This window comes from Koromonas humicola (assembly GCF_059726255.1).
The window spans coordinates 1,053,669-1,066,919 of record NZ_AP040873.1 but is presented as its reverse complement, the minus strand read 5'-3'; the positions used below and the strand labels follow the sequence as shown (position 1 = coordinate 1,066,919).

At 56.6% G+C, this 13,251-nt stretch carries 10 protein-coding genes; all 10 read right to left on the bottom strand.

Annotation, left to right across the window (positions count from 1 at the left end; translation table 11 throughout):
- Positions 1-2: 2 nt before the first annotated feature.
- A complete protein-coding gene (accC, locus tag AC6IZD_RS04655; RefSeq protein WP_497786517.1) occupies positions 3-1,349 on the bottom strand; it encodes an acetyl-CoA carboxylase biotin carboxylase subunit in 1,347 nt (448 codons plus the stop codon).
- 109 nt (positions 1,350-1,458) lie between these two features.
- Positions 1,459-1,920, bottom strand: a complete 462-nt coding sequence (gene accB, locus AC6IZD_RS04650; RefSeq protein ID WP_497786516.1) for an acetyl-CoA carboxylase biotin carboxyl carrier protein — start codon at positions 1,918-1,920, stop codon at positions 1,459-1,461.
- A 75-nt stretch (positions 1,921-1,995) separates the two neighbouring features.
- Positions 1,996-3,048, bottom strand: a complete 1,053-nt coding sequence (locus tag AC6IZD_RS04645; RefSeq protein WP_497786515.1) for a M24 family metallopeptidase — start codon at positions 3,046-3,048, stop codon at positions 1,996-1,998.
- Between the two features lie 101 nt (positions 3,049-3,149).
- Positions 3,150-5,879 (bottom strand): type IV pilus secretin family protein, encoded by a 2,730-nt coding sequence (locus tag AC6IZD_RS04640; RefSeq protein ID WP_497786514.1) that lies wholly within the window; start codon positions 5,877-5,879, stop codon positions 3,150-3,152.
- A gap of 107 nt (positions 5,880-5,986) precedes the next feature.
- On the bottom strand, positions 5,987-6,694 hold the full coding sequence (locus AC6IZD_RS04635; protein WP_497786513.1) for a hypothetical protein: 708 nt from the start codon (positions 6,692-6,694) through the stop codon (positions 5,987-5,989).
- 9 nt (positions 6,695-6,703) lie between these two features.
- Positions 6,704-7,330, bottom strand: coding sequence for a type IV pilus inner membrane component PilO (locus tag AC6IZD_RS04630; RefSeq protein ID WP_497786512.1), 627 nt, complete (start codon positions 7,328-7,330; stop codon positions 6,704-6,706).
- Between the two features lie 5 nt (positions 7,331-7,335).
- Positions 7,336-7,923 (bottom strand): PilN domain-containing protein, encoded by a 588-nt coding sequence (locus tag AC6IZD_RS04625; RefSeq protein ID WP_497786511.1) that lies wholly within the window; start codon positions 7,921-7,923, stop codon positions 7,336-7,338.
- Entirely contained in the window at positions 7,920-8,981 is a 1,062-nt protein-coding gene (gene pilM, locus AC6IZD_RS04620; RefSeq protein WP_497786510.1) for a type IV pilus assembly protein PilM, read from the bottom strand. Before pilM ends, AC6IZD_RS04625 begins: the two co-directional genes overlap by 4 nt.
- Positions 8,982-8,995: 14 nt before the next feature.
- Positions 8,996-9,229: a helix-turn-helix domain-containing protein gene (locus tag AC6IZD_RS04615; RefSeq protein ID WP_497777101.1), complete on the bottom strand. Its 234-nt coding sequence runs from the start codon at positions 9,227-9,229 to the stop codon at positions 8,996-8,998.
- A 626-nt stretch (positions 9,230-9,855) separates the two neighbouring features.
- Positions 9,856-13,188 carry an Rne/Rng family ribonuclease gene (locus AC6IZD_RS04610; RefSeq protein WP_497786509.1) on the bottom strand — a complete coding sequence of 1,111 codons (3,333 nt, stop codon included), beginning with the start codon at positions 13,186-13,188 and terminating at the stop codon, positions 9,856-9,858.
- Positions 13,189-13,251: the final 63 nt, after the last annotated feature.

Sequence of the window (13,251 nt, the reverse complement as noted above, 5' to 3'; positions counted from 1 at the left end):
ACCTATTTCTTCACCATGAAACGTTCCATGAACTTCGTATCGAAATTCCCAGCCTCGAAGTCAGGTTCGCTGAGGATACGCTTGTGCAGGGGGATGGAGGTATGAATTCCCTCCACGATAAACATGTCCAGAGCTCGTTTCATGCGAGCCAAGGCCTCAGTTCGGTCCTTGCCGCGCACGATCAACTTGGCGATCAGTGAATCGTAGTACGGAGGCACGACTCCTTCCTGGTACTGCGCCGTATCGACACGCACTCCGTTTCCACCTGGCGTATGGAAAACCGTAATCTTCCCGGCCGAAGGGGTGAACTTCTCCGGATGCTCGGCGTTGATGCGGCACTCGATCGCGTGTCCGCGAGGCGCAATCGGCTGATGAATAATGTCGGGTAGCTTGGCTCCGGCAGCGATCAGAATCTGACTCTTCACCAAATCGATATCTGTAACAAACTCCGTTACGGGATGCTCAACCTGAATGCGTGTGTTCATTTCGATGAAGTGAAGATCGCCACTCTCGTCCATGAGGAACTCAACCGTTCCTGCATTGACGTACCCAATCTCCTTCATCGTCTTTTCGAGAATGCCGTTGATCCTGCTGCGCAGCTCAGGGCTGACGGCGGGAGAAGGAGATTCTTCGACCAGTTTCTGATGGCGGCGTTGAATGGAGCAGTCGCGTTCGCCGAGGCTGACTACGTTTCCGTGCTCGTCGGCAAGCACCTGGAATTCAATGTGGCGAGGGCGTTCGATGAACTTCTCCATGTAGAGATCGCCATTGCCAAACGCCGAAGCCGCTTCGGAGTGTGCCGCGTTAAACATGTGCGGCAGTTCCTCCGCCGAACGAATCACGCGCATGCCGCGTCCGCCGCCTCCGGCCGAGGCCTTCACGATCACGGGGAAACCAACTTCCTTCGCCCACTCCAGGGCTTCTTCCGGAGTGTTAATCACGCCATCCGAACCGGGAAGAATCGGCACTCCGCAGCGCTTCATCGCCTGACGCGCCTTATCCTTCTCTCCCATCATCCGAATAATCTCTGACGGTGGCCCGATGAACTTCAGCCCGGAGGTTTCGCACACGTGGGCGAAGTTTGCGTTTTCACTCAACAGGCCGTAGCCCGGATGAACAGCTTCAACGTTGGCGATATTGGCAGCGCTGATGACAGCGGGGATATTCAGGTAGCTCTCGCCGGCACGCGCCGGTCCAATGCACAGAGCTTCATCGGCAAAGCGTACATGCAGCGAGTTGCGATCTGGTTCGCTGTAAACCGCGACCGCCTTGATGCCGAGTTCCTTGCAGGCACAAATGATGCGGAGAGCAATCTCTCCGCGATTGGCAATCAGAATCTTTTTGAACATGCTCGAGTGTGCTCCTGGCTAGCCATCGAGGAAATTGCGAGCGGCGGCGAACCAAGCTCGCATGACGCGGCAGTTTGCACGCGCCCTCTCCACGGCTGAACCGTCCGGCTTATTTCGTACGGATTTTGAAAAGTGGCTGGCCGTACTCAACCGGTTGGCCGTTGGAAACCAGAACCTTTACGATCTGCCCTGCCGCTTCAGATTCGATCTCGTTCATCAACTTCATGGCCTCAACAATGCAGAGCACCTGGCCAACTGCAACCGTGTCTCCTTCCTTCGCAAATGCCGGTGCGCCCGGAGAAGCGGACGCGTAGAAGGTTCCAACAATGGGAGACTTAATGATCTCGATACCCGCTTCGTTTTCGGATGCCGGTTCGGCCGAAGGCGGGGTAATCACAGGCGCAGCAACTGCCGCCGCTGCCTGCATCGGTACGGGAGCAGCAGGATAGGCAGCCATGACGGCATGCGAACGCTTCACTCGAACCTTGACCTCGCCGCGCTCCAACTCAAACTCAGCGATGTCTTTTTCGACAAGGAACTCAATCAATTCTTTGATTTCTTTCTGATTCATTGGCTGCCAGAAGCGTCGCACAGAGGCGGCGCAGTTTGGACTTCACCTTTACATAGAATTTGCCCGGATCGGGCATTAGTTCAGTTCAATCAAATCTTTGCTTACAGGCGTTAGCACTTCATATCCGCGTTCGGTTACCAGCAACATATCTTCAATGCGAATTCCGCACTTCTTTGGAAGATAGACGCCCGGTTCGATCGTGATCACCATGCCCGGGCGCAGCACTGTATCAGTTCCTGCGCCGATTCTTGGTGGTTCATGGATTTCAAGCCCCACACCATGTCCCGTTGAATGCGTAAAATAGCGATCCAGTTTCGCTCGCTTCAGTTCCTGACGCGCTGCGTGATCGACCTCCCCAGTGGTCGCTCCGGGTACCACAGCGCTGATCGCTGCCAATTGAGCCTCAAGAACGGCGGTGTACAACCCCCGCGCCTCAGGCGACGCTTTAGCGAGATGGACGGTACGCGTCATGTCGCTGCAATAACCATCCAATACAATTCCGTAGTCTAACACTACGAATCCTGATGATGGCAGCTTGGCACAGGAGGCAACGCCGTGGGGTAACGATGACCGTTCGCCGGAAGCGACGATCGTATCGAATGACATCTTCTCCGCACCCGCCCGTCGTGCCATGTATTCAAGGCGCGCCGCGACAGCCGCCTCGACCGTTTGGGGGCGCAACGAACGAAGCAGCGGGCGAAACAAGTGCGACGACAGCTTGATCGCATTGCGGATCAGTTCTACCTCTCCGACATCCTTCACCGCGCGAAGTTCTTCGATAGCTCCAGAAAGCCGGACTATCTTGACAACTTTGCCCAGCGAACTTTCCAGCGCACTCAACTGTGACACGGTCAGATGATCTGACTCGATTCCAATGCGCCTTGCCCCACGTTTGACGCACGCTTCGGCGGCCACAGCCAGGGGGCTTCCCTTCGCGATGGAAACCTTCACGCCTTCGACCTCCGACTCAGCCTGTTCGGCATACCTGCCATCAGTGAACAGAACGAAGCTTCGTTCGGCAGCGAGCAACACCCCTGCACTCCCGGTAAACCCGGAGAGGTAACGAACATTTGGCATATGAGACACGAGGAGAGCATCGACCTTGTGCCGCACGAGAAGCTCACGCACATTCTTTTGCCGCTGTCGGAAGTCCATTGAAATGATTGTAAATGCTCAAAAGAAATGTGGGCTTCCGGAGAAGCCCACATTCAGCCAGATGCTTAGTTTCGCTAGCTCTGGATTTTTGGAGTGATGAAAAAGATCAGCTCATCCGTCTCTGTTTTGACTGTGCGCTGCTTGAACAGGTTGCCGAGCCACGGGATGTCACCGAGCAGCGGCGTTTGCGAGGTGCTGACCGTATTCGATGTCTGGATTACGCCGCCGATGACAACCGTGCCTCCATCGTTTACCAACACCTGCGTCGTCGCCTGTTGCGTGGTGAGGACGTAGTTGTTGTTGATGAGGTTGCCGGGTTGCGTGTTCTCCACGTCCACGCTCAGGAATACTGTGTTATCCGCCGTGATCTGCGGAGTAACCGACAAGCGCAGTACAGCGTCGAGATAGCTCACGCTGGCGTTCGAGTTCGCCGTTTGTGCCGTGTAGACCGGGATCTTGACACCCTGCTTTACCTCGGCCTTCACGTTGCTCTGCGTGACAACACGTGGACGCGACAGAACCTTCGCGAGGTTATGAGTTTCAGCCGCGGTCAGAATGGCATCGATACCGTAGCTCTTCGTGATGTTACTCAAAGAGAAGCCCGTTGTTGCACCAGTAACGGCGAAGTTTGTAAACAGCGGAACAGTGCTGCTGGTCCCGGACGAAGTACTGGAACTCGAAGACGAGGACGATGACGACGAACTTGAGCTCGAGGAGCTATTCGGGTTTGAGCCTCCGATAGTTGTGACACCGTTCGCCCAGTTGAATCCGAGCTGTACGCCAAGGTCACGTGAGAAGGAACGCGTGGCCGAGACTACACGCACCTCAATTTCTACTTCCGGACTCTTGCGATCCAGTTGCGAGATCAGGCGATCGAGGTTCGGAAGCACGCTTGGAATATCCGAGATGATAAGAGCGTTCGTGCGTTCATCCGAAATCACATCCCCGCGAGCCGTAATAAACTTCTTGATCGTCGCAACGACATCCTTGGCTTTTGCATAGCTCAGGAATCTGGTTATGGTCTGGCGGTCGACAGCGAGAGCCACCGCTTCTGCCTGTGCACGACGGTCCACAGCTTCACGGCGAAGCGTATCGATGCTGGCAATTCGAAGAACATTTCCCTGCAGTTCACGATCCAACGAGTTGTTCTTCAAAACGATGTCCAGCGCCTGATCCCATGGCACGTCATCGAGCACCAAGGTGACAGTTCCCTTCACATTCGGGTCAAGAACGATGTTCAATCCGCTGATCTCGTGAACGAGGCGGAAGAAATCGCGAAGGTCCACATCTTTCAAATTGACCGAGATTGGCTCGCCAGTGTACTTGAGTGTGGACGGTACCGAACTCTTGACTGTCTGATCGAGAGGCGTTGACAAGCGCGCCATCTCCTGACCGCGCTGCGAAGTTCCAGCCAGTGTCTCGGCAGCAACCCCGGCTCGCGTTTTCGGTTCGCCAACTTCGGGCATCTGCGCCGCAGCAACTACCGGAGTCGCACTCGGTGCGATCGCCGTTTTGGGCGAAGGGGCAGGAGCTACCGACGCAACCACTGGAACCTCAGATACGGTCTTCGTTTCCGCTGAAATTGGGGGAACCACCGCCTGTGCAGGCTTTGGCGACTCCGCTACAGCGGGGGTGTTCACCTTGGGAGAAGGAACTACAGTGGTAAGCGCTGCCAATTGGAGCTTCGGACCGGACTGCTCACTGGCTTCGACCGACTTGGTCTCCGACACAGGAGTCGGCGCGTCCTGAACAGGTGTTGCTGCCACAGTCGTCAATGGCAGCGAAGGCAGAGCAGGTTCCTTAGCTTCAGCCCGACGTGACGCGCTGGCCAGAGCAGCAAGATCTGCGCTTGCGGGGCGTCCGGCCACGGCTGGCGTCCCGGCGGAAGCTAACGCGGGAAGCGGTGCCGGCTTCGGAGCCATGCTCGCAGACTGCTCGGACTTTACGCGCACCGTCACCTGCTTGGCCGACGGAACAACGTCAAAAGTATGCGGGCCGTTGAGATCAACAACAATTCGCGTAACCGGGGGCTCAGCTTGGAACCGTCCCACGCGAACCTGGCGCACATCTTTCGTATGCACCGGTATGCTCTTCACCCCGGGCTTGGCAATTGCATTAGCGAAGTCGATTACAAGGCGATCGGGGTTCTCAATCAAGAACGGTGATGCGGAGTTTGGTCCCTCGATCACGATGTCCACCGTGCCGTTGCCGCGCTGCACGCTGACATTGCGAATCGTTGTAGACGGCGCCGCTCCCGATTGCCTTGGGCTGTTGCGCTCGGCAACGTTCGGCACAGGAGCCAGCTTTGCGGCCTTCGGCGACTCTGAAACCTTGGTGGCTGGCTTCGACTCGACTACCGAGGCCGGGAAGGCGCTGGGAACAGACGACACCGTTATGCCAGAAACCGGAGTATTGGAGCCGGTCGTGCTGAGGTTGATCTGCAATCCGTCGCTGCGGTCGAGAACCTCTACACCCACGCCGTCGCCCAAAGTCAACTCAAGACGTGTAACCTGCGCGCCCGACGCACTGGTGTAGTCGGAAACTTTATAGCCCTTGAGCACGGCTGAACTGACCGTGGCCGTACGCTCGATGGCAGCATCGGCGCTGACCCCGGTGAGATCAATCAGCACCATGTGATCGCTTGGCCGATATTCCTTGTGCGCAAACGAACCGCTGGTCCGCAGATTCAGCACGGCTGTATTCGCCGTCGGCGTCACCTGCACCTGGTTCAATTGCGAAGCCATCGCCATGCCGGCGCTACACAGCGCCATCAGTCCTACCGTAAGCAGTCGCTTAAACTTCATCGTGGCTCTCCCCGCGAAGCCTGTTGCCAGTCCCCGCGCGTCCTCCCCAGTTACGTGCTTCCCAGTTTCCGGGCTCATCTCTTCTAAATCCATCTGTCGGCAGCCGCTTAAACCGCGGGCACGCCGAGCTTTTTGGTAACTTCGCGCATGAAGGGCCGTCCCAACGCATCGGACGAACGCTCACGCAAAACGATTGCGTCCCGGGTAATTCGCTCCACGGCACCGTTGGCCAGCGGATCGTGTTCACGCAGGAAGTAGGTGCGGTCTCCGTTCACGACGACGGCGATCAAGCCGCTTGGAGAACTGACCACGCCATGCAAAGTGATATCTCCCACCGCAAGGCACTTACGGCCGCTGCCGACACATTGCGGACCGTTGCTTACTCGCTCGACGATGGGACTCACGAATGGATCACGCCGTCCGCGAATCACGGTGCCTGCCGGCTTGGGCGTTGCAACCCTGGGTATTGCCAAGGCCGTAGTGCTCCTGGTGCGCACCACGTTGCGTCTTGCCAGCTTTGGCTGAGCAGCGCTGGGCTTTTTGGTCGAAGTCTGTGAAACTACGGCCTTCTTCGGAGCGGCCGCAGCAGGCTGTATTGGAGTACTCGCAATTGACGACTTCGCTGGTGCCGCCTTGGAAGGCGAGGGTTTTGCAGTGCTGGGAGTGGGCTTCGCAGCCTGCGAAGGCTTTGCTGCCGCGTTTGGCGCTTTCGCCGCGGTCGCAACCGGAGGATGCGCCTGCGGTTTTTGCGGCGCGGACTGGGCCCATGCGCTTGCGCTCAGCCATACTGCGAGAATGATTCTGCTGCTCCTCATGGCCTCCTCCTACTTCTTCGGCGCGGCTGCTGCCGGTGCCGGCGCTGCACCCTTGGAGTTGCTGTAGAACGTGGTCAGGACACAACTGGCAGCGACGGTCTCATTTGGCGCCCAGTGATATGCCTTCTTCGCCGGCGACTTTCCGCCCTTCAGCGCACCCATCGCAAGTTTGTCCACGTTGACGATTCGTTCCGACTTCTGCAGTCGGTCAAAGAAGTTCAATACCGCGTAGTACGGCCCATCCACGTCAACCTCGAACGGAACCGCAACGTAGTATTCCTTTGTAACCAGATCTTTCGGTGTATATCGGCGTATTTCGACGCCCGAAGCAACTGCTTCGCTCTGAACCATCGAAATAAAGTTCGGAACTTCCTTTTCTTCCGGAACGACTTTCCGCTGTGCCTCAATCTGGATCTGTAAGGCTTCGGTCTGCGCATTTAACTCGGCAAGCTTGGTGCGATAGGGAGCCAATTGCGCAACCTCTGCCTGCTTGCTTTTCAGCGTCAGTGCGTCTGCCTGATTTGCCTTAGCCAGTGGCTGAAGTGAGAACACAAACACGCCCACCGCAAGCAGAAGAATCGTGCCCGCCACTATTCCGATTTGTGCTATATAAGGCAGTTCTTTGAAGTTCGTCATGACGTTTACGCCTTCGACTTTTCGCAAACCAGGCTGAAGCTAAATGTCTGAATCTTCGGATTGTCTTCCTGGACGGCTTCGCGCAGTTCGACGTTCTTGAAATACCCGGAGCGCCGCAGATTGGTCATCAGATTTGCTACTGATGTTGGCCCCAGTGCCACACCATCGAGCGAGACTTTAGGCCCTTCATCTCTCATGCTCAGTAACCAAACACCATCAGTCTTGTTGACCGTGCTGCTGACGTCGGTTAGCAGCGGAGCAGGCCCTACTTGCGCAGCGCGCAACTGGTCGATGACATCGAACCTGCGCTTGAATGCGTCGTAGTCTTTCTGGCGCTGCAGATATGCCTGCTTCACCTTGGTCATCGAAGCTATGTTCGTGTTTGCTTCCGCGATCTTTGTTTGCAGTTGCTCATGCGTGCTTTGCAACTTGATGTCATACAGGTACAACCCAGCGCCGGTCACCACCAGGAGTGCAAGTCCTGTAATCAATGGGGAAGGCCCATCGGTTGTGATCTGCGGCATCACAAACAGTCGACGCCGTCCCTTCCCTTTCTTCGGCTTTGCCGTGCCTAGCAGATTGATCCGGATCATAGTTTTTCAAAGCTCCTCAAAGCCAATCCCACCGCCACTGCCAATTGCGGGGAGTTGCGGTCAATCAGGTCTGCACCCTCGCCAATTGGCGGCACAATCTTCAGGAATGGATTGATAGGGTCCACGGGAATCGAGAACTCCTGGCGCAGAGCTTCCATCAGTCCGGGAACCTGCGACGAACCGCCGCTCACGTAAATGCGCTCGATGTGCTCTCCGCTGGCTGTTGCGCGGAAAAAGTCGAACGTCTTCTGAATTTCGAGCACGATGATTTCAGTCACCTGCTGCAAGATCGGCAGCTTCGCGTCCTCGCTGACTGTCCCAATCTTTCGCCCGAGTTTCAGAGCCTCGGCATCGTCAAAACTCAGATCGAGTTCCTTCTGCAGCGAATCCGTGTATTGATTGCCTCCGACGCTCACGTCGCGAGTGAACAGCGGGATTCGCCCGCGGACGATGTTGATATTCATCACGCTGGCACCGATATTCAGGAGCGCGACTGTCGAGTTGGGTGCTGGATCGTAGTTGTACTCGTAGCAGTTCTGGATGGCGAAGGCGTCTATATCAACGGCGGCTGGCTGGCGTCCTGCAAGTTGCAGGGCGTTGGTGTAATTCAGAATCTTGTCTTTCTTCACCGCGACGAGCAGAACGTCGATCGTCGGACCATCGAGACTGCTGCTCAGAACCTGGTAATCGACATTCACGTCCGACATGTCGAACGGAATGTATTGCGCGGCTTCGTTGCGGACGGCATCGCCCAATTCCGGCTCGTCCATCGTCTGCATCGAGATCTTCTTGACGATGACGGAATGTCCGCTGACGGAGGTAGCTACTTGTTTGCCTTTGAATGCTTGCTCGGCAAAAATCTTGCTGATAGCGCTGGCCACGCTGCCACTGTCGACGATCATCGAGTCCACGACGATATCGGTCGCCAAAGGTTCGATACCCAAGTGGCTGACGGAGATTTCGCCGCGGCTCCGCTGCAGTTCCACAGCCTTGATGCTGCTCGAACCGATGTCCAGGCCTACGATCGTTTTGTTTGACCCAAAAAGAGAACCCAACATAGCGGACGCCCTCGTTACCTCACCGCAGTTGCACGAACCGCCCGCGGCTTTTTCTTCAGCATTCCCTCGCCGCCGCTGCTCTTTTGTTCCATCCAGCGGTCGAGTAGTGCCTTCTTGAACTTCCAGCGGTTCCCCAGCTTGAAAGCTGGGATTTTGTCTTCGGACACGTACTTGTAAAGCGTATCGGGACTCACTCCCAGGTACGCCGACGCTTGCCGAATGTTCATTACCTCAGGCGAATCGGACATAGTTCGTGCCCTCTCAAACCAAAGCGCAGTTCACCGGACCTGCTGTCCTTATCGTTTCAAGGCTCAAGAGCTAAGTAGAGCCTTAGTACTCCCAAACGGCCGCAATCTCCCGAGCTTCTACTTTGCCGAAATAAATGCGGTTCGCTTCGCTGGTTTATAGCAGAGTTCCTGGTGCTGCAGTCAACCCAGATTTCCGGGAGAAACCGGAAGATAACGGGTATATTCGGCTCAACTTCGGCCACAAACTAGAACCTATTCGCAATTCTTTGTAGCTGAATCGAACATACACCACAACATCGTGGGGCAGTTAGAGAAACGATGCGCGTCGTGCTTACAAGGAGTTACGAAGGGGCGTGTGTGCTCGGCACTCAGACACATATTTCAGGTACTTTAGCGATGATGGTGGTAAAAGACTGTCGCGAACTGTGCCGTTGCCAAACTAGATTCCTCTTTCTCGCGCCTGCCGCTCACACGACAAAACGTCGGCTTTTCAGCTACAATGTTTATGTCTTTATCCTGTGCAATCATGCATGGCCGGGCCTTCGGGTCCGGCCGATTTTGTTGCATCAGAACCAAAAAGCCCGCCTCGAAAGGCGGGCTTTTCAATGTCGGGTTTCCCCGAAGAATCAATAGTTCATATCGAACTGCTCTTGGTGCAGCAATGGGTCGCTCTTGATCAGCACAGGATGTCCGATCAACTCTTCCATCTCCTGCAACCAAGATGCATTGCTGGACTTCAGTTCCTTTGCCACCTCGGGGTTCACGCGCAGAATGACTTCCTTGCTCTCGATGTGACGGCGCATCTTGCGCATCTCGACATAAATCTCGTTGCACACGCTCTGCACCGACTTCACGAAGCCAGTCGCGTCGCAATACGGGCACGGAGTACCAAGAGTGCGTTCAAGCGACTGCTTGACTCTCTTACGCGTGATCGCAACCAATCCAAAGTCGTTAAACTGCAGGATCTTCGATGGCGCGCGGTCGGCCTTCATAGCTTCTTCGAGCGCCTGCATCACCTTCTGGCGATTCTTGCGCTCGTCCATGTCGATGAAGTCAACGACAATGATGCCGCCGAGGTCGCGCAGTCTGATCTGCCGCACGATCTCCTTCACAGCGTCGCAGTTGGTCTTCACGATCGTATCTTCCAGGCGCGCCGTCTTTCCAACATACTTGCCGGTGTTGATGTCGATGGCGACCAGCGCTTCTGTCTGGTTGATCACGATGTAACCACCGCTCTTCAACCACACCTTGGACTTGAGGCTCTTATTGATCTCCTCATGTATGCCGAACTGCTCAAACAGCGGCGTGTCCTTGGTGTACAGCTTGATGCGGCGCACCAGGTTCGGCTGGAAGCGCGATGCGAAGCGCACCACGCGTTCGTACTCTGATTCGTTATCGACCCAGATTTGCGAGAAGTCGCTCGTAACCTGATCGCGCAACACGCGCTCCACCAGATTCAGATCGTGATAGATCAGGGCTGGGCTCTTGCTTGCCTCGGCACGCGTACGAATTTCGGTCCACAGGTGCTTCAGGAAGCGGATATCAGCGCGAAGTTCGTCTTCCTTGATGTTCGCGGCAGCCGTGCGAACGATGAAGCCTCCATGCCCGTTCTCGCGCTCGCTCGACACGATTCTCTTCAGACGCTGGCGTTCTTCTTCGCTGCTGATTTTGCGCGACACGCCAATGTGGTTCACCGTCGGCATGTACACAAGGAATCGGCCGGGCAACGCTATGTGGCTCGTGATGCGGGCGCCCTTCTTGCCGATCGGTTCCTTCGCGATCTGTACGAGGATCTCCTGGCCTTCCTTCAGCAATTCGCTGATAAGAGGCACGGCGCGGGTCTGTTGACGCGGCCGCATGCGTCCACGCTGCGGAGCTCCACGACGACCACGTCGCTCGCGGCGGTCGAAACGCTCTGGACGATGGCGTTCCGGTGCTTGAGCCGCTTCGGTCGGCTCAGGTTCTTCCTGCTCCTCACCCTCGGCCTCTTCTGCAGCATCGTCCGCTACGAGTTCGGACTCTTCAAATTCCTCGCCCTCGAAGTCGTACTCTTCCTCTTCTAGAACTTCATCTTCGTCGCTCTCGCGAACTGCGGTTCCAAACTGCGAACCGTTACCGTTCTCGACCGTTTCCTGTTCACCATCGCCTTCTTCGTAGCGATCGCGATGTTCGGTCAAGCCAGGCATCTCGGTTTCGTCTGCATCCAGCTCTTCGTGCTCAACGTTGCCGCCCTCGATTACGAAGCTGCCAAACTGGCTCTCATAAGAGGACTTCTTCCCTTCGCCGGCTTCGGAAACAGCCTCAACAGTTCCCTCTTGTGCGCCCGATTGTGAGGACTCGCTCGCGGTGCCTTCGGCGACTGGTTCTGTGCCGGAAACACCCTCCGGAGCGTTACCGAATATCTTGGAAACCCGATCACGCCAGGAGCGCCGACCGGACCGCTTCGGCTGCTCGCCGCTGTTTTCGTCCACCTGAGCTTGTTCCGCAGGAATTGTCTCTGCTGGAATCTCGCCCGCCGGAGTCTCTTCCGTTACGGTCGATTCCGTAGCAGGTGCCTGCGCTTCGGGCTCTGAAAGCCGTTGCGCTTCCGGTTCCTGCAGCGTTTGCGAGTGCTCTTCCATCTGAGGCTCAACCGGAACAGTCGTTTGATCAGTAGTGAACACAGTGGTCGGTGCCGCTGCCTCAGGCTCCTCGGCCTTAGGCTCCTGCATGGCTTCCTGCGTCAACTCTGCAACGGGCTCTTCCTCGACCTCTTCGACCGCGGCCTCACGGCGCTGGGTCAGTGAAGGAAGTCCAGTAGCACCCGAATAACTAGCGCTGGTGAGCGGCTCATCCGGAGTTTCTTCGGTAGTTGTCGGAGCTGGAACTTCGGTTACCGGAGCTGCAGCATTCACATCCACGACAGCTTCAGGAGCCGCGACTGGTTCTACGCCGCGATATTTCGAGATCGACTCTCCGGGTAAAACAATCGGCGTGTAGTTTTCAGGGAGGGTATATTCCTCCCGCACACGAGGCTCACGATCACGGCTGTGGCGGTCTCGGTCACGATCGCGATCGCGGCCACGATCTCCACGACGACCGCTACGATCGCGACGTCCGTATGTCCGCTCTGGCTCCTCACTTGCTGCGGGCTCAGAAGTCGGCGCGGACACATCGCCTCCTGCGCGGTTGTACTTAGAAATCGATTCGCCCGGCAGAACCATCGGAGAGTAGGTCGTTGCCGCCTTCTCTTCTGTGACTGCTTCTGCTGGCACATCACTCACTTCTGCTTCGGATTCCGCTGCAATCTCCAGTTCAGCCTCATCCGAGTCCTCTACCGTGCGCGCCAATCCATGAACGACAAGCCCGCGTGGTTCGAAACCACGAAGTTCGCGTTTGCGGGGCTGCGGCTCGGTTGGGCGGCGAGACTGCTCTTCGCCTTCGGAAGGCTCCTCAATCTCTGCCTCGCCGGCCTGTGCGGGAATGTTTCCCTGCAATTCCTGCTGGCGCTCGCCATTCACTCGGTCGCGCCCACCGCGTCTGCCGCGACGGCGACGACGTCCACGCCAGCGGGGTGCGCCATCTCTTCCCTCGGCCTGCACGATTTCGCCTTCGATGGGTGTGTCTTCTTCAATGTCCGGCGCAGATTCTTCTTCTGAGGCCTGCGGTTCGGTGACGATCATTCCGTTGGCTTGAGCCAGCGTCGATCCTGTCACCTTCACTTCGCCGAATTCGGCTTCTTCTTCATCTTGCAGTTCGAGGAAATCGGAAACATAGAGGAACGCGTCGCGTTCAAGTCCGATATCGACAAAAGCCGATTGCATGCCGGGCAGCACGCGGGTTACACGGCCCTTGTAAATCGATCCAGCGAGGGTGTACTCATTCTCGCGCTCGAAATACACCTCTGATAGCTGGTCGTCTTCTACCAACGCCACCTTGGTCTCGTGCGGCGTGGTCGAAACGTAAAGTTCTTTGTTCATCTTCGCTCCCGGCCTGCTGGCGTGAGCAGGCTGTTGTCAGCCGGAAGCATGAAGGCAAGCAGT